The sequence below is a fragment of the Bradyrhizobium valentinum genome (genome assembly GCF_001440405.1).
GTDB lineage: Bacteria > Pseudomonadota > Alphaproteobacteria > Rhizobiales > Xanthobacteraceae > Bradyrhizobium > Bradyrhizobium valentinum.
This window is the reverse complement of the sequence record NZ_LLXX01000005.1, coordinates 12,790-28,023: the sequence shown is the minus strand read 5'-3', so window position 1 is coordinate 28,023 and position 15,234 is coordinate 12,790. Positions and strand designations below refer to the sequence as shown.

Genomic DNA, 15,234 nt, shown 5'->3' with positions numbered 1-15,234 from the left:
AAACACTCCGAACCTCAGCGATCGGTGCCGCGCGGTTTTTGCACAAGGCGACGCGCCGTCACGTGGTGAGGATCGCGATTACGGGCAAAGGCGTTACGATCGAGATTATAGACCGCCTCGCTACGATCGTGATTATGGGCCAAGGCCCTATGACAGAGACTACGGGCCAAGGCCTTACTACGCTCCAAGGCCTTACGATTATTACGACGAATAAGTGGAAGATAGATTTCCGCAGCAGACCTCACCAGAGGTCCGAGTTTTCGGCACAGTGGGTGATTATTTGAAATGAGGCCGCCGAACTGAGGCATTAGCGGTAGCCTTTGCACTTCGTCTCTTCTTTGTACTCGCCATGGCGCTCCCGTTTGCGCTCGATCTTGCACGGCCCCCTGTAAAATTCCTGTTTGTGCTCGCGTGCTTCGTTGTAGCTGCGGCCGTAGTAATCACCGCGATCGTAACCCCAGCGGCCCCCCAAAGTCGGGTTGGGATCAGCCAAAGCCGGGCTGGAAAAAACCATCACGCCGACCATCACCAAAGCCCGTTTCATTTGTCACCTCCGTGTAGGTTCCAGGGGCAACCACCTCAGAACAGATTTGTTCTTCGCAGGATGAGTGCACGCTTTGGCTAGCGTCGCGAAAATGTGGGGCAGTAACCGGTAAAGGTACCTGACGTGATTCAATCCCGCATGTCCGCCCCCGGGGCCCTCCCCTACCCCTCGGGTCAATGCCGCGATACGAGCGCAAACGGTATCCTGCTTGCTCCGCAAACTGCGCGTCAGTTCATGATGCGCAATCGCACGCTCGATGGCATTGATAAGAACATCTGAGGGTACAGGCTTAGTCAGAAAGTCGTCTGCACCGCCCTTGATGGTCCGCACCGTTGTTCGGATGTCAGGATAACCAGTGAGGAAGATGATAGGCAGCGTCGAGCCGAGTTCGATTAGCCGCTCTTGCAGTTCTGGACCGCTCAGTCCCGGTATCCGCACGTCAAGCAGGATGCAGCCCAAGATGGCATCGGCGGGCAAGTGGTCCAACAGATGCTGAGCCGCGGGATAGGTCGCGACTTCGTAACCGGCATGTTTCAAAAGCCGTTCCATCGCCTTGCGGAAGGACGCATCGTCATCGACAATGTGTACGAAACCCGGCACGTATTCTCCCGAAGATGGGTTGCTAGTATTGCAACGTCGTCGATCCCAAAAGATATTTCGAGTTGGACCTTGGGCCTACGGGGATGGGGACAAACTGGCGCTCAACGCCAAAAAAGTATGGCCGCGGTTATCGCGACAGAGATCACGCCCAACGCCACCACCGCCACAATGAAAAGCCATTCCCGCACCACAGGGCAAAGATACACGGATCAACGTGCCGACAGGTATGCCGGTTTTTCCCAACAGCCATCCATTTGCGCACCTAGTTCCACAGGATGCCTACCAGCGGCACAGGAGGCTGTCAGCCCCCATCCTTTTTCCCGCTCACTAGAATCACTCGTTCGACCTCGGACGCCAGCACCGTCAGGTGTGCAGCCAGCCGGTCAAATAGCTCGCGCTTCTTCGGATCAGTTGCCAAGTTTCGGATTAGTTCGCATTCCGCCGCGTCACGGCGAAGTTTCTCCAACTGGGCTAACGTGTCCTGCATCTTCGCCTACTCCTCTCGACACGTTCGCAAAGTCGCGGGTCACAGGCCCGCAGCGACAATGAGTGATTAGCCCATCGTCAGCGATGTGCAGCAGCGCCTGAACGATCCCGCTGCTGGTTCGGTAGGAGACCACCACGGCTCCGCCGTCCATCTGCAACTCTTCGAGTTCAAGCGCGGGTATTTGAAGGAAACGGTGTCGCCAGTAGGCCGATATGCCTTCCGCACCCTGGATGATCTTCCGACGGCCTCCACAGGCGCACTCGATCGCTCCGTCTGGGCTGTACATGGCGATAATCTGATCGAGTGAAGCGTCGCGGTAAGCGTCAAGCCAATCTACCGCGACGGCCATCGGGTCACAGGGATTCATTTGCCCTACCTACTTGCCTTCACAGCTAGGGTGGGTCATTCCGGCGGCGAAGTACAGATGTAAGCAGGGCCACCGATGATGTTGGCCGGGGGTAGTTGATTGCTTGCAACACAACAAATGTTAGGATTTCGTCAGCGGCAGTTCATTCTTTACACCTGGCTTACATCAGGCTCTTCGAGGCCATCAGCGCGAACGTTCCGCACGGCATTCCTGCGCCGCACCACTGACACCCGAGTTCTAATGTCCAAGCCTGCTGGGGATGGTTCTTTCACAGCCACCCGATGCCGAAACAGACCCTGTAGTCAGGGTCGATCATGAGACGAGTTTGATGGGCTGGCGTCGGTACGCATCGATTGCGTAGTTGGAAAGAACGAGCCTGCGCCGTTCCCCGCACCTGAACCGTTCGATGATTTCATCGAGCAAGAAGTTGGCAGACCAGTTCGGGTCCCCGAGTTCACCCGTTCTCTCAAGGACACTCCAGGCAATCGCGAAGGACTGCTCTATTAGGTCAGTGTCGGTCATACGGGTAGAACGGCTCCGCAATCGCTGCGTTCCTAGAGGCGGGCACGCATGTCGATTACGAAAGCACGAACTAGCACGACGAAAAACCCGACACGCAATGTCGGGCTGATCGCAAGTATACTCTAGGATCGATAATGCGGATAGCACACCAGCATTCGCCCTGCGCCGTCTGCGCACAAAGGAACACAGGAACAAAAATACTGGACCGGCACATCTTGGGAGACTGTGAACCAAAGTCCCTCCTTCCGATTGACGTGATCGGAGGTGGGATTGACGTGATTGGAGGTGCGCATGTCGAACTTCGTGACCCTGCTCGTCGAGGACGATGCGTTTCAGCGTGATGTGCTGGCTGACGTGCTAAAGGATGAAGGTTTCGAAGTGATCGAATGCACGACCGGCGAGGCTGCTGAACTGATCATCGCGTCAACTGGAACCGAATTGCAGGCGCTCATTACTGACCACAACCTAGCGGGCAAGATGTCAGGGACCGAACTCGCACACTATGCCCGCAGCCGACACCCGCATCTGAACATTGTCATCATGTCCGGCACCACCGTGCAACCTATGCCGGTCGGTACGGCGTTCTTGCGAAAGCCTTTTGCTCCCGAGCGCCTGCTCGATATGGTCCGTGAGTAAATAAAGCGTGGCAGTCCCGCTGCAAAGCCTCGAGCATGCCTCCACGCCTTCAGTCTATCCCAATTCCTTGCGGACAGCGGCGGCTGAATTTCCGACCTTTTCGACGATCTTCCGCAATTCATCCTTCGAGATGTTCAGGTGCTTGGCCCAGTAACGAACCTCATGACTTTGGTTCATATTGATTTTGCTGCGGTCGGGTTGATTTTTCTTCGTCAGGCTATCCGTCATCAGGCTTTCCCCGGTACCCGCCGTTTGGAAGCCCGATCTTGCCCTCGCAAATAGCGCATGCCTTCGACAGCGAGCGCCCTTTCGTCAGCATCCATGCCAGTGAGATGCGCCGCCAGCCGTTCGCGCGTGGCTTGAGCCTCATCTGCCGTGAGGTGGGTAATTAGCGTTATCGCGTTGTCTGCACTGCGGTAAACTTTTGGTTCCGACACCAAGCGACAGCGGACGCACCGAGTTGAAGTGCGTGTTCTGCGACCGTCTGGACCCGATGAAGATGTCAGCGGTCGCTCAGTGGTCGGACAGCCCGCTCGCCGATCCTATTTCCGAGCCCATAGCCCCTCGAACCTGACCCGCGCAGCGCCTTGGTGCAACAAATAAGACCCGCCGCACGTGGGGAGGTGGTGCGACGGGCCTGGAGATTTACGAGATCCATGTCCTCTTACTAGGGACGCATTGGAAATCGCTGGCGGCCTCATCCGTTCCTACAAATCGGAGATTTTAGGCAACGTCATATAGGCGCTACGTTTTCCACCAATGCTGTAGGCTCGTTCAGGAAGTAGTCGCGGTTGCCCAAGGGTGTGGGGTTTACTCGGACACCGGAGCAGTCAAGGAAACGGCCCCAGCTATGCGAAACTGAGGCCGTTCCTGAGGAGAACAAGATGATGCAGACATCTTGCCAAGAGCCTACCCCCCGCGCTGGCCTGAGCATGGTTCGCATGACAGCGCATGCATTCGTTGATCTAGATCAAGCATGCCCACGAACCGCGTGGCCATCGCGTGAACTTGTTGACCCGCACAACCCAGCGCGGCTGACCGTTACCTTGAGGTAGCCCTTCCACATGTGGAAACTTTCCACAACCGGAAGTATTTGTAACAACTTTTCTACAACCTTAACGTTGCCACAGTCCGATCGGAGAAGCCGCGCCGACTTGCTCGACTAGCGAGCCTGTCGATGTCGAGTTATGCCCGTTCGCGACAGTTCGTGTCTGTCTGTTAGGGCGTGGCTGCAAAACCAGTCATAGGAACGAAGATGCCACCACGCTGCAGGGTACTCGTCGGGACATCCGCATGAAGTGGCAGTGCAGTCGCAACCCCGGTAACAGTGGAGCAGCGCTCATCGATGGGAGCCGCTTGCCAGACCGCTAGTCTCGTCTTAGGAGGGCTCTTGTCGGGACGCGTGCATGTTGTTGACGACGATGCTTCTTTCCGGACAGCAATCGCGCGTCGTCTGCAGAAAGCTGGCTACGAGGTCGTGACCTATCCGTCGGCTCAGCATTTTCTGGATCGTATGCCCAGCGAGAGTGAGATGGGCTGCATTCTTCTCGACGTACGGATACCGGACCTGAGCGGTCCCGAGCTCCAGCGTCGTTTGAGTGAGCTCGGCTCGACCCTGCCTATCGTATTTCTAACGAGTTACCCCGATGTTCGGACCACGGTGCGGACCATCAAGGCGGGTGCCGAGGATTTTCTCACCAAGCCCGTATCATCGGACAAGCTTCTTCGGGCAATTGAGCGGGCTATGGCGCACCATGAAGCGACGCGTGGCCTGAAGAGCACGCTGGACATGGTTCGCGCTCATATCGGGAAACTGACGCCGCGCGAGCGGCAAGTCTTTGAGGGCATCATTCGCGGCCAAACCAACAAGCAGGTCGCGAACGCGTTGGGCGCGACCGAACGCACAATCAAAGCCCACCGCCAACGGGTGATGGAGAAAATGCAAGTTCAATCCCTGGCCGAACTTGTCTCCCTCGCCGAGCGGGTCGGCGTTTTGGACGGTACGCCCGGTGACGATACGAGAAGACAGCCGTGGTGCCCTTGGTAACGCGCGACGCCAACCGATCTCGGTCCAGGCCGTCGTGCTCTCCTTAAATCCGAAATGAATCAAAGCCACTGAAGGAAAAGCCCGCCACAATGAAGCGCCATACCAGCGTTGGTAATCGACTGTTAGCTGGGCTGCCGTCAGCGGACCTTTGTTTGCTCGCCCCTCACCTCCAGCAAATATCGCTCAAACGAGACGCCGTGCTAGTGCGATCGGGAGATCGGAATGAAAAGGTTTATTTTCCCCACAGCGGGATGATTTCGTTCATGCTCGACATGCCGAACGGACAAACAGTAGCAACCTCGGTCATCGGGCTTGAGGGCGCGGTGGGCATGCTGTCAGTGCTCGGGCCCTCGCATTCTCCTACCACGGCGGTCGTGCGCGTGCCGGGGATCGCATCGCAGATCTCTGCATCAAGATTTCATGCTGCCTTCGGTCGGAGTAGCGGCATCAAACAGGCGGTCCAGACCCACACAAGGGCAGTGTTGATGCAGCTTCAGCATGTGGCCGCCTGCAACGCGCTGCATCCTGTCGAAGCCCGCATGGCCCGGTGGTTGCTCCACGTCCACGATAGAATTGACGCTGACGCCATATTGCTAACGCAGGAGGCGCTTTCGGAGTTGCTTGGAGTACGACGAACGACAGTGACGCTGGTCATGCGCAAACTACGAGCGTCGGGCGCTGTACGATCTGGCCGGCGGGGCATGGTCGAGATTGACAGACCGCGGCTCGAAGGTGCGGCATGCGAGTGCTACAAGGTCATGAGCTGCCAGTATCACCAGATCTTTCCTGCTGGAGACAACGAAGCCTCGCAGTCAGGCCGCACCGGCAGGTAAAACTGCGGCGATCGACATTCCCTTTTTGGCCGAATTCAGATCACTCTTCGTAAAACGATGCATAGCCTTCCGAGTAGGCCCCACATGCCGCGCTCCCCGGAAGCAAGGACTATCGCCTTGTTCCGCATGGCTTCGCTCGCGGAAGCCGGATGATTTGGCAATTATCCATTGGCGACGACTCAGTCCCTAAGAGAACGACGGAAAAGCATCGATCGTTCGGCGTCCGTGTTCTGCCTTATGCCGACCTTGCCGGTCCGACTTGCGCGATCACCGAATCCAGCATCAGTCCTCTCCGTGACCCCAGCCATAGGCTGGGTTCGATTACATGAGAGACCTGAAGCGGTCTTGTTACTTCGCGCCAAACTTTTGTTCGTTGCTGCCATGATCGCGGGTGCCGACCATGGCGAGGCTCATGCACGCCCGCAGCGATAGTGGCGCCATGACCTCAACTCAGCCGTCGCCGCGGATATTCATTGCCCGATAGGCCGCGGCGAGTTGGTCTGGCGGCGTCCTGACCTTCAGCGCTTTCCAAGCCTCCCGAAACTCCGACTTGGCCGTGTTGATGTCCGGGGCTGAACCCATCGGCAGTTCGCCAGGCAGATGGACGGTGACGTTCCAGAGCCAGAGGCACGGCATCCGTTCGGTCGCCAATCGAATCCAGCCGATGCGCTGCCTGCCTTCAACCACGGCAAAGTCGCTAAGGCCAATGGAGCGGAGTTTCAGCATATTTCCCGGCCTTTAGGACCACGACTACATTCATCTGCGGCGTGACTGAGAAGAGCGTTTCCTTCTTGGCGGTGTATCAGGGATCCCGATGCAGGTCGTAAAACCCGTCGGTCCCTCGCGCGGTCAAGCTGCACGGCGCAGCCTTTACGGTCGTTGTTGAAAGCCCGTCCGGGCTCTCCCTGCTTAATCGTGGACCGGTACTTACCGGCGGTAACGGCGGTGGGCCAGTTGGCACGGGTGCCGGTTTTACCTGGAGTGCTGGAGCCTCGGTAGTAGGCGTTGTCGCCGACTGGGGCTGCTCCCTCAAGGGCGGCGGGCCAGGAAGCGGGGGGCGGCCCGGGAAGCGGTGGAGGACGTCCTATCAAGCTGCCAGGCGTCTCGGGCTGCTGTGCCAATACTGGAGACGACAGGGCCAGCAGTATTGCTGCTAGAAGCGAGCTCCTGTGGTTCGCTCCGGTCTGTCGACGTTGCGCGTCCAGCACGATATCGCGGAAGCAATCCCTGCACACCGGCCACCCGGCATCGTCGGCACCTACAACCTTCATGAGTATGAGGACGAGAAGGCCGAGGCGCTGGAGAACTGGGCGCAGCGGCTCGCGACCATCGTCTACCCGGTGCCTGCCGCGCCCGCCAAGGTCGTCAAGCTGCGGGGCTGCGGCGATGATGGCCCGGCAGATCGCGGCCTGTGCGTTGGCGAAGGGTGGCCCGGTGTCCTGTAGTCCTGCGCTTGCGGCGCGCTGTAGGGCCTTCCTGTGGCCTCGTCGCTGGCGGTGTTCGCGATCCGGCGCGGCTGCTACCGGAAAGCAATGACTCCCCGCGCAGCCGTGGCATGGGATAGGTTCGGATTTACGGCAACTGAGGTTGTCTTGCGTGCCGAAGCGCCAAGTCGGTCATGCAGTCTTTCACTTTGCCAGCTTCACTGTTTGTCCGCTGGCATTCTTCCCTAATCAGGTTCGTCTGGTTATGGTCACGGCGCAAGTCAAAGGCCGCGTAGACAATCGCGAGGAAAACAACCACGGATACTGCGATGCCAATCGCTCTCATGCGTGCCTCCCTCCCAATGTTGCGGCTTTGACGCGATGCCGGCGGCGCATGAAGAGGTGCTCACCGACGAGCAACCCCGCCGCAAAGACAACAACTTGGGCCAGTTAGAGTAGATCCGGCATTTTCTCTCATCGCCTCTGCAATGCTCGCGTTGACCAACGAGAAGAGAAACATCGCCGTTCCCACCATGAGCAGGAAAAAAGTGCAATTCCCTCGGAACTCAAGGGCGTGCTGATGACGCGCTCGCGATGCGCCTCATCTCGTGTCGGAACAGGAAGAGCCGTCAGCGGGAGTTCGGAACGGTGACGGCTCTCTTGCACAGCGACGTGTCCGGCAGAAGGAAGGAACCGATGGTCCCGCCAATAAGGGATTGCTAACGGCACCGCCTGTCGCTTGGCGATGACGCGATGACGTGATGCCATCCGCTATCGGTCGCCTGTGCTGCGGCGAACGTTCGCCGCAGCGAGGTGCGACGATGATGCGGTGACGGTGCGAGCCGTTGCCCGTGCAGGCTCCGGGGGTTCGATGCCTGCCGTGCCGCCCATCTCATGTCGGGACGGCAAGAAGCCGTCACCGGGGTCAGCGATACGGTGACGGCTCCTCATTGCAGCGCAGTGTCCCGGACAAGGACGTGTAATATTGACCATGACCGACGCTCAGGTTCTCAGGATGAGCGTCGGCCAAGGCTGGAGGCCCCGGCAGGGTGCGGCGGAGGATGCGCCGGGAACCGCCAACATCAGCTATGGCACCAACCGGCCCGATACCTGGCGGCAGGCGGGCCTCTATGCAGGCCGCATCCTGAAGGGCGCGAAACCGAAGGATTTGCCCATCATGCAGCCAACAAGGTTCGAACTTGCCATCAACCTGAAGGCAGCCAGGGAACTGAGTCTCAGGATCAAGCCCACCCTGCTCGGACTTGCCGACGAAGTGATCGAATAGGGATTTCGCCGATCAGCGGTTGGCGCAAGAACGCGAATAGGCGGCGCGCCCGGCCTGGTCGAGACCCGCGGCTGCGGCATCATCGAGACATGTGCTGATCCGGTCGCCGAATGACGTGCTCGGCGCAGGGTTGACGTAAGGCTGCGACGGCGGCGCGTCCATCTGCGGGATCGCCGGCACCTCGATCTTCGGCGGTGGAGGCGGCGGGGGCAGCGGCGGGTTGAATTGCGAGCTGCCGGGCGGAATGAACTGCGCGGAAGCTGGGCCGCTGGCAAGCAGCGCGAACATGAGTGCACCAAGGATAATAGATGCGTGTTTCATGGAGCATAGGTCGTGCTCTCCCGCGAAAACGCAAGAAAGCAAAGGTCTAAATTATTCTTCAGGCGCGTCGCCCGTGCTTCACGGCGTCTGATAGATCACCTGCCCGTCGCGGATGGTGGTGGCATCCCTGGCGAGATTGCGGACATCTGTGATGGGATCGCCGTCGAGGATCACGAGATCGGCATCAAGGCCCTGCTCTACCCGGTCCTTCTTCGCGGTCTTGAAATAGCTCGCGGGGTTGGTGGTGAGCGAGGCGAGCACCTGACGCTCCGAAAGGGCGGGGCATCAGCTCGTATTCGAGCGTGTGTCGTAGAGCTGGGTGTAGCCGAAGTCGGTGCCAAACAGGACTGTTGCACCACTGTCCGAAAAGACCTTGAGCTGATTGACGACATGTCCCCACCCGCGCGGCTATCTCGGGCGGGATGGGCAGCTTCGCAATGAGCGATAATGTCGGCGTTAGCGCAAGGATGCCCGACAGCTTCAGACCGAGCAAATCGCAACGTTCCGCCGCAATCGGCTATTGGCTCGGAACCAGGGCCAAGCGCGAACTCGGCACCCAGCCCTCGACCTGGCACTCGACGATAGCAGAAAAGTGCTTTGAGTTTATCGCGCGAGTTCGGCACGTAGGGGTAGGCGTTAACGGCAGCGAGAAGGTTCGCGAACAATGCGTAAGACCTCCGTCTTTTTCCTAGGTGCAGTGGCAGGCACGTGTCTAACGCTTCTCGTCAACGAGCCCCACGGCGGGCTATTGATCGCGGCAGCCAAAGCGGCCGCCAGCGCCGACACCTATTCGCAGCTCAATCTATTAGGCGACGTGTTCGAGCGTATACGGACCGATTACGTTGAAAAGCCGGACGACTCCAAGCTGGTCGAGGCAGCGATCAGCGGCATGGTCACCTCCCTCGATCCCCATTCGCGGTACATGAATGACAAAGCCTGGCGTGAGATGCAGGAGACGACCCATGGCGAGTTCGGCGGGCTCGGTATCGAGGTTACGATGGAGGATGGCGTGATGGAGGTCGTGGCGCCGATGGCCGACACGCCCGCGGCAAAGGCCGGAATCATGTCGGGCGACCTGATTACGCATATCAATGACGAAGCGGTCCAGGGGCTTACCCTGGAGCAGGCCGTGAACAAGATGAAGGGACCGGTCAATACCACGACCCGGTTGAAAATTTTCCGCAACGGCACTGAGCAGCCAATCGATTTGTCGATCACGCGCGAAATCATTCAGGTGCGACCGGTCCGCTACCACACCGATGGCGGCGATATCGGCTATATCCGGATCACCGATTTCAACGAACAGACGACCGAAGGCTTGAGAAAGGCGATAACCGATATATCGAAGCAGATCCCGCCGGAGAAACTGGCCGGCTACGTCGTCGACATCCGCAACAACCCGGGCGGATTGCTCGATCAGGCCGTCTCGGTATCGGCTGCGTTCATGGCGCGCGGCGAGGTCGTCTCGACACGGGGCCGTACCCCCGAAGAGACCCAGCGTTTCACGGCGCGGACCGGCGACCTGACCAAGGGCAAGCCGCTCGTCGTCTTGATCAATGGCGGATCGGCATCCGCTTCGGAGATCGTGGCCGGTGCGTTGCACGATCACAAGCGCGCGACCTTGATCGGAACCCGCTCGTTCGGCAAGGGCTCCGTGCAGACCATTATCCCGCTCGGCGCGGGCAAAGGCGCATTGGCGCTTACTACGGCACGCTATTTTACGCCGTCCGGCCGATCGATCCAGGCCATGGGCATTACGCCCGACATCCCGATGCTCCAGGATGTGCCTGATGAATTGAAGGCCCGCTCTGAAATCAAGGGCGAGGCATCCATCCGTGGCCATCTTTCAGCCGAGGGCGCGGAACAGACGGGCTCGCAATCCTACGTTCCGCCGAACGAGAAGGACGATAAGGCGCTTGGCGCGGCGTATAACCTTCTGCGCGGCGTCACCGTCAATGCGGAGGTGCCGTCTCCGAAGACGGCAGTTGCGAACTGAGCCTTAAGCGCTGCCTGGAACACGCTGGCATCGCGTCGTCGGGAGCAGAATGGCTCGCAAGACATGGAGGGACCTAGCGTCCAGAGATGACTCCAGACCATCGATCTGCGCGTGCGAAAGCCGCCTGACTCGCCATCCGTATAATTGCCAGCTGGCTTCAACCATTCCTGGTAAATCGGCTGCCGCTCAAGCCATTCTCGACTGAACAGGTGAGATTCCCGCACGACCTGTCCCGGCGCGCTGCACCGTAGCAAGTCAGGAAACGGATTCAGCTTATAAAATGAGCGAAGTATTGCCTGATCCACTCGGGGTCCCAGCCCGCTGTGGTTGACAGCGGATCATGCCCGACGCCGTCCAGACTGATGAACAGACTGAACGCCGTCCCTGGAAACAGGCTCTGGCAGCGCGCGACCACCTCCGGCCAGCACGCAGGATCGCAGCCCGCCTGGTAGATCCGATCGACTGTTTCAAGCAGAGCTCTGGTGGAAACAATGATCCCCCCGCTCCATCATCGACGATTCAAAAAAGAGCACTGACCAGAACCCACGTTGAGCCCACCGGTTGCGGGGCCTGATGTCATCTCAAGCCTATGCCGCAGGGCTGCATCCGCACTTTCACGCCGATCTGGCTCAGAATCGTGAGCATGTCGACAACCGGCTATCTGCTCGGGTGACCAATCCAATCTGAGCTTCCCTGCCACCGCCTGCCAAAGCCGCGGATTGGTCGCTAACTTACAACATTTTGGACGACGAGATCGCGCCCAGGCATTGTCGTCCGCAAGTGTCGCTCGGTAGCGATCATAGCCGCCATTGCGACTCATTTCCCGGCTCACCGTCGAGGGTGAGCGGCCTAGCAGTTTGGCGATCGACCGGGCCGATCGATGTGCCGTAACACCTCTGGAAATCACCTCGCGTTCCGCAAGCGTCAATGCCAACCGGGAGCGGCGCCGCTCCGCAGGACGAATCCCACCATGCGGAGCCACCAGAAAATAGATCGACGATGACTGCTTACCAAAAGCTCGTCCAATCGCCTTCAGCGACTCCCCACGCTTCCAGCGATCCCATAACTCCGTCTTCGTCGGGGCAGGACCGCATCGAACGCCGGCTTGCTGCCATACTGGCTGCCGACGTGGCCGGCTACAGCCGGCTGACCGGTGTGGACGAAGAGGGCACGCACGTCCGGCTGCAGGCCCATCTGCGCGCCGTGAGCCTCCCGGAATCGTTCGAGGATCGCTCGGCGCATTCGCTGTGAACTCTCCGACTCTGAGACCGATGTGAATTCCCGGTTGTCAACGGGACATGCGCGAAATCCATTCCCTTTCGTTGGGCCTGGGTTTCGCGAATTTTCCGAGCCACGTGCGCTTGATGGCTTGGCAGGCCGAGCGCCCAATGGAGACTGGACGACTGATGTCTCGAGGCGCCCACAATTTCAAGCAAGGCGATGTCACTAAGGCTCTCAAGGGCGCGGTGAATGCCGGCTTGGCTGTAAGGCGTTTCGGTAAGCCCCGTTTCTACTTGCGAGCGCCGGGCCGTACGCGGGTCCCGCTTACTGGCCTGCCTTGGTCCCCAGAATTCATGGAAGCCCGCCAGAAGGCGCTAGACGGCGATTGGAAGGCACCTGAACTGGGCGTCAGCCGAACGAAGGCCGGGACCGTCAACGCTGCTCTTGTCTCGTTTACCAATCCAGCGCCTTCAAGGATGGTCCGGCGAAGCGATTGCCTGAGCATGAGCTGGTAATGAGAGCTGAACCAGCAAAAGCGTGAATACGAACCAGCGTAAGAAACTCGGCATGAACTGTCCTCCGGTTCAAGATTCTGCACATCCACCGGCTGACACTCAAGCCTTTTGAATCCCGCCAGCGCGTCTGCATGTCGACCGGACTCTACGCGCAAGCGCGCCGGCCCACGTGCCGGCCTCCGGTAACGATCCCGCGCGGGGCTTTGCCCCCGGCGCAGGCAAGGGACGCAAGTTCTCGCCGCTGCCGTCTCCCCAGCCCTCCGCGCTGCGCTTGTGCAGGTCGGGTGATCCCCTCGGAAGCGGCACCCCTGCCTGAGCCACCCACGTTCTGTACGCGCGCGTAAGTTCGGCCGGCCAGGACCTGGAGATTCAGCTCGGTCAGCTCAAGGCCGCCGGATGCGAACGGCTGTTTTTCGAAAAGGTAAGCGGCATGAAGGAAAGCTGCGCGGTCTTTGACAAAATGCTAAAGTCATTAGCCCCTGGCGATGTTGTAGTCGTTGCGGCGCTTGACCGGCTTACCCGAGTTGGTCCGTTCAGAATACTTGTTCGCCCTCCATGAGATCAGCGTACGTCGAGTGGAACGGAAGGAAGGAGCTCGCGACCGGCCAGGTCGGCGATCTGGTGCAGGCCATCCCTTCCATCGACGCTCAGCGTATCGCTGCCGCGAGCTGATCTAACACCTCGAAGTGACTTGCACGGGCCCATCACTGACGGGCCCTTTTGGTTGTTCGATATGTTCGCCACCCATCCCCGACGGGATCAACCCGTCCCCAACGGGGAAAGCACGACTTCAACTCATCGGTGATGGGTGCGCTCGCACTTAGGAAGCGCTTCAATTAAATCGAATTAGTCATGACTTTCGAACTCTGTTGCCCTTGTGTCGCCTTAAGTCATCAATCATTTTCCGCATATCGATGAAAACATTTCTTTAGGAGACTCGATGTGAACAAAGCTCGGGACGTGAAGATACTGACCGCGAAGGTGCCGGCCGACGTGCATCAGAAGCTTGGAGAATGGGCACAGCGCAACATCACTTCGTTGAATGCTGAGTTGATCCGCTCCGCTCGCGAGCGCGCGGAGCGCGGGCAGGACGCGCGGCAATGAAGCGACCTAAGACAGGAAAACTGAGGATCACTGAATTTGATGCAATCCTATTAACGGCACGAATGAACGCCGAGGCTGCGAAAGGCAAGAAGTCGCGGCTTCTCGATATTGTCCTGCCGAACGGTAAGAAGTTGCGGGATTGCACTGGTGCAGAGGTAGCGGAGATCGCGGAGGCTCTGGAATTGATTGGTCGGCGTCATATGTCGAGCGCGGCTGGCTGATGCACAAGTTCGGTCAGAAGAGCGTGGCCCCGGACAGCGGATCGACCGCAGGATCAACACGGAGATCGGCGACGGTGACCGTCCCCCTCGCCGACCGGCTCTCGTTGTCACCAGAGGAGGCCAGCGCCCTCACCGGCATCGGACAGACCTCTATCCGCGCAGCCGTGGCGAGCGGCGCGCTGACAGCGCGCAAGCTCGGGACCAGGACCATCATCTTGCGGGAGGACCTTTACGCTTGGTTGAAGACGTTGCCGTTGACCGGTAAGAAAACGGTAATGGCAGAGCACGTGTGAACAGAAACGCCCTACTTCTAAAGTGTCTTATCGCAGGCCGTCACGGATCATGTACCCGGCGCCGCGGATCGTGTGCAGCAAGGGCCGCTCGAAACCCTTGTCGATCTTGGAGCGCAGCCGCGAAATATGCACGTCGATAACGTTGGTCTGCGGATCGAAATGATAATCCCAGACGTTTTCCAAAAGCATGGTGCGGGTCACGACCTGTCCCGCATGCTTCATCAGATATTCGAGCAGGCGAAACTCGCGCGGCTGCAGCGTCAACTCGTCCTTGCCGCGGGCGACACGGTGAGAAAGACGGTCGAGCTCGAGATCGCCGACGCGGTAGGTGGTCTCTTCGGCGGGGCCCACATTGCGGCGCGACAGCACTTCGACGCGCGCCTGCAGTTCGGCGAACGAATAGGGCTTTGGCAGATAATCGTCGCCGCCGGCGCGCAGGCCCTTGATGCGATCGTCGACCTGGCCGAGCGCGGAGAGGATCAGCACCGGCGTGCGGTTGCCCTTCTCGCGCAGCGCGCCGATCACGGACAGGCCGTCGCGCTTGGGCAGCATGCGATCTACCACGAGCACGTCGTAATCGCCGCCATCGGCCATCGACAGGCCCTCCTCGCCATCGCTGGCGAGATCGGCGACATGGCCGACTTCGCGGAACGCCTTGACCAGATAGTCGGCGGACTCGCGATCGTCTTCGATGATCAGCAGGCGCATTTGGGGGGCAGTTGCGGTCACGGGAACAGGCTTTCTCTCACCATGGCGCGGCCGCCCTGCACATGCAAGGCGGCCGGCCGTTCTCTCGATCAAGTGAAAAAAGCGGGCGG

At 59.4% G+C, this 15,234-nt stretch carries 21 protein-coding genes and 1 pseudogene; 11 read left to right on the top strand and 11 right to left on the bottom strand.

The features are described from left to right. Window positions 1–307 precede the first annotated feature (307 nt). From CP49_RS00655 to CP49_RS49115, 4 genes are all read right to left on the bottom strand, one after another. Window positions 308–544, bottom strand: a complete 237-nt coding sequence (locus CP49_RS00655; RefSeq protein WP_156437917.1) for a hypothetical protein — start codon at window positions 542–544, stop codon at window positions 308–310. Window positions 545–547: 3 nt separating this feature from the next. Continuing rightward, the gene (locus CP49_RS42150; protein WP_082645812.1) at window positions 548–1,144 is read right to left on the bottom strand and encodes a response regulator transcription factor; all 597 of its coding nucleotides are present in this window, start codon (window positions 1,142–1,144) and stop codon (window positions 548–550) included. Window positions 1,145–1,445: 301 nt separating this feature from the next. Beyond that, window positions 1,446–1,631, bottom strand: a complete 186-nt coding sequence (locus CP49_RS00645; protein ID WP_057848368.1) for a hypothetical protein — start codon at window positions 1,629–1,631, stop codon at window positions 1,446–1,448. Then, complete coding sequence (locus CP49_RS49115) at window positions 1,591–1,980, bottom strand: nuclear transport factor 2 family protein (RefSeq protein ID WP_420807580.1); 390 nt, start codon at window positions 1,978–1,980, stop codon at window positions 1,591–1,593. The genes CP49_RS00645 and CP49_RS49115 overlap by 41 nt, the downstream gene beginning before the upstream one ends. A gap of 831 nt (window positions 1,981–2,811) precedes the next feature. Between CP49_RS49115 and CP49_RS00630 the strand changes: the two genes are divergently transcribed. Further along, window positions 2,812–3,156: a response regulator gene (locus CP49_RS00630; RefSeq protein WP_057848385.1), complete on the top strand. Its 345-nt coding sequence runs from the start codon at window positions 2,812–2,814 to the stop codon at window positions 3,154–3,156. A gap of 54 nt (window positions 3,157–3,210) precedes the next feature. Here the strand turns inward: CP49_RS00630 and CP49_RS42145 are convergent, their stop codons facing one another. Continuing rightward, window positions 3,211–3,384, bottom strand: a complete 174-nt coding sequence (locus tag CP49_RS42145; protein WP_082645811.1) for a DUF3606 domain-containing protein — start codon at window positions 3,382–3,384, stop codon at window positions 3,211–3,213. 1,162 nt (window positions 3,385–4,546) lie between these two features. On the opposite strand from CP49_RS42145, the gene CP49_RS00625 reads away from it, so the two are divergent. Together CP49_RS00625 and CP49_RS00620 are read left to right on the top strand one after the other, a co-directional pair. Next, a complete protein-coding gene (locus CP49_RS00625; RefSeq protein WP_057848384.1) occupies window positions 4,547–5,203 on the top strand; it encodes a response regulator transcription factor in 657 nt (218 codons plus the stop codon). A gap of 89 nt (window positions 5,204–5,292) precedes the next feature. Continuing rightward, complete coding sequence (locus tag CP49_RS00620) at window positions 5,293–6,036, top strand: Crp/Fnr family transcriptional regulator (RefSeq protein WP_057848365.1); 744 nt, start codon at window positions 5,293–5,295, stop codon at window positions 6,034–6,036. A gap of 450 nt (window positions 6,037–6,486) precedes the next feature. Here CP49_RS00620 and CP49_RS00615 read toward each other — a convergent pair whose 3' ends face one another. Beyond that, window positions 6,487–6,762, bottom strand: a complete 276-nt coding sequence (locus CP49_RS00615) for a hypothetical protein (RefSeq protein WP_057848364.1) — start codon at window positions 6,760–6,762, stop codon at window positions 6,487–6,489. Window positions 6,763–7,205: 443 nt separating this feature from the next. Here CP49_RS00615 and CP49_RS00610 point away from each other — a divergent pair, with 443 nt between their 5' ends. Beyond that, complete coding sequence (locus CP49_RS00610) at window positions 7,206–7,481, top strand: site-specific integrase (protein ID WP_057848363.1); 276 nt, start codon at window positions 7,206–7,208, stop codon at window positions 7,479–7,481. Window positions 7,482–7,608: 127 nt separating this feature from the next. Here the strand turns inward: CP49_RS00610 and CP49_RS46630 are convergent, their stop codons facing one another. After that, on the bottom strand, window positions 7,609–7,806 hold the full coding sequence (locus CP49_RS46630) for a hypothetical protein (RefSeq protein WP_057848362.1): 198 nt from the start codon (window positions 7,804–7,806) through the stop codon (window positions 7,609–7,611). Window positions 7,807–8,451: 645 nt separating this feature from the next. Between CP49_RS46630 and CP49_RS00600 the strand changes: the two genes are divergently transcribed. Then, the gene (locus tag CP49_RS00600; protein ID WP_057848361.1) at window positions 8,452–8,745 is read left to right on the top strand and encodes an ABC transporter substrate binding protein; all 294 of its coding nucleotides are present in this window, start codon (window positions 8,452–8,454) and stop codon (window positions 8,743–8,745) included. A 12-nt stretch (window positions 8,746–8,757) separates the two neighbouring features. On the opposite strand, the gene CP49_RS00595 is transcribed toward CP49_RS00600, so the two are convergent. After that, window positions 8,758–9,066, bottom strand: a complete 309-nt coding sequence (locus CP49_RS00595) for a hypothetical protein (protein ID WP_057848360.1) — start codon at window positions 9,064–9,066, stop codon at window positions 8,758–8,760. Window positions 9,067–9,144: 78 nt separating this feature from the next. Next, window positions 9,145–9,330: pseudogene (locus CP49_RS00590) on the bottom strand (amidohydrolase family protein); the annotation flags it as partial. Window positions 9,331–9,730: 400 nt separating this feature from the next. On the opposite strand from CP49_RS00590, the gene CP49_RS00585 reads away from it, so the two are divergent. Then, window positions 9,731–11,062, top strand: a complete 1,332-nt coding sequence (locus CP49_RS00585; protein ID WP_057848358.1) for a S41 family peptidase — start codon at window positions 9,731–9,733, stop codon at window positions 11,060–11,062. A gap of 508 nt (window positions 11,063–11,570) precedes the next feature. Here the strand turns inward: CP49_RS00585 and CP49_RS49110 are convergent. After that, window positions 11,571–12,044, bottom strand: coding sequence for a helix-turn-helix domain-containing protein (locus CP49_RS49110; RefSeq protein ID WP_420807579.1), 474 nt, complete (start codon window positions 12,042–12,044; stop codon window positions 11,571–11,573). Window positions 12,045–12,061: 17 nt separating this feature from the next. Here CP49_RS49110 and CP49_RS00580 point away from each other — a divergent pair, with 17 nt between their 5' ends. From CP49_RS00580 to CP49_RS00570, 5 genes are all read left to right on the top strand, one after another. After that, window positions 12,062–12,313: a hypothetical protein gene (locus CP49_RS00580; protein WP_057848357.1), complete on the top strand. Its 252-nt coding sequence runs from the start codon at window positions 12,062–12,064 to the stop codon at window positions 12,311–12,313. An 813-nt stretch (window positions 12,314–13,126) separates the two neighbouring features. Next, on the top strand, window positions 13,127–13,357 hold the full coding sequence (locus CP49_RS49105) for a recombinase family protein (RefSeq protein WP_082645809.1): 231 nt from the start codon (window positions 13,127–13,129) through the stop codon (window positions 13,355–13,357). 383 nt (window positions 13,358–13,740) lie between these two features. Next, entirely contained in the window at window positions 13,741–13,902 is a 162-nt protein-coding gene (locus CP49_RS44205) for a hypothetical protein (protein WP_156437915.1), read from the top strand. Next, window positions 13,899–14,123: a hypothetical protein gene (locus CP49_RS44200; RefSeq protein WP_156437913.1), complete on the top strand. Its 225-nt coding sequence runs from the start codon at window positions 13,899–13,901 to the stop codon at window positions 14,121–14,123. The genes CP49_RS44205 and CP49_RS44200 overlap by 4 nt, the downstream gene beginning before the upstream one ends. Window positions 14,124–14,197: 74 nt before the next feature. Then, on the top strand, window positions 14,198–14,416 hold the full coding sequence (locus CP49_RS00570) for a helix-turn-helix domain-containing protein (RefSeq protein WP_057848355.1): 219 nt from the start codon (window positions 14,198–14,200) through the stop codon (window positions 14,414–14,416). 27 nt (window positions 14,417–14,443) lie between these two features. Here CP49_RS00570 and CP49_RS00565 read toward each other — a convergent pair whose 3' ends face one another. After that, window positions 14,444–15,124, bottom strand: coding sequence for a response regulator transcription factor (locus CP49_RS00565; RefSeq protein WP_057848354.1), 681 nt, complete (start codon window positions 15,122–15,124; stop codon window positions 14,444–14,446). Between the last annotated feature and the right edge of the window lie 110 nt (window positions 15,125–15,234).

What these genes read in the sequence shown, in the direction of transcription:
- CP49_RS44200 (WP_156437913.1), top strand. Translation starts at nt 13,899, where the DNA reads ATGAAGCGACCTAAGACAGGAAAACTGAGGATCACTGAATTTGATGCA.
- CP49_RS46630 (WP_057848362.1), bottom strand. Translation starts at nt 7,806, where the DNA reads ATGAGAGCGATTGGCATCGCAGTATCCGTGGTTGTTTTCCTCGCGATT.
- CP49_RS00645 (WP_057848368.1), bottom strand. Translation starts at nt 1,631, where the DNA reads ATGCAGGACACGTTAGCCCAGTTGGAGAAACTTCGCCGTGACGCGGCG.
- CP49_RS00630 (WP_057848385.1), top strand. Translation starts at nt 2,812, where the DNA reads ATGTCGAACTTCGTGACCCTGCTCGTCGAGGACGATGCGTTTCAGCGT.
- CP49_RS49115 (WP_420807580.1), bottom strand. Translation starts at nt 1,980, where the DNA reads ATGGCCGTCGCGGTAGATTGGCTTGACGCTTACCGCGACGCTTCACTC.
- CP49_RS00655 (WP_156437917.1), bottom strand. Translation starts at nt 544, where the DNA reads ATGAAACGGGCTTTGGTGATGGTCGGCGTGATGGTTTTTTCCAGCCCG.
- CP49_RS00595 (WP_057848360.1), bottom strand. Translation starts at nt 9,066, where the DNA reads ATGAAACACGCATCTATTATCCTTGGTGCACTCATGTTCGCGCTGCTT.
- CP49_RS00620 (WP_057848365.1), top strand. Translation starts at nt 5,293, where the DNA reads ATGAAGCGCCATACCAGCGTTGGTAATCGACTGTTAGCTGGGCTGCCG.
- CP49_RS00600 (WP_057848361.1), top strand. Translation starts at nt 8,452, where the DNA reads ATGACCGACGCTCAGGTTCTCAGGATGAGCGTCGGCCAAGGCTGGAGG.
- CP49_RS00580 (WP_057848357.1), top strand. Translation starts at nt 12,062, where the DNA reads ATGACTGCTTACCAAAAGCTCGTCCAATCGCCTTCAGCGACTCCCCAC.
- CP49_RS42145 (WP_082645811.1), bottom strand. Translation starts at nt 3,384, where the DNA reads ATGACGGATAGCCTGACGAAGAAAAATCAACCCGACCGCAGCAAAATC.
- CP49_RS00615 (WP_057848364.1), bottom strand. Translation starts at nt 6,762, where the DNA reads ATGCTGAAACTCCGCTCCATTGGCCTTAGCGACTTTGCCGTGGTTGAA.
- CP49_RS00565 (WP_057848354.1), bottom strand. Translation starts at nt 15,124, where the DNA reads ATGCGCCTGCTGATCATCGAAGACGATCGCGAGTCCGCCGACTATCTG.
- CP49_RS00585 (WP_057848358.1), top strand. Translation starts at nt 9,731, where the DNA reads ATGCGTAAGACCTCCGTCTTTTTCCTAGGTGCAGTGGCAGGCACGTGT.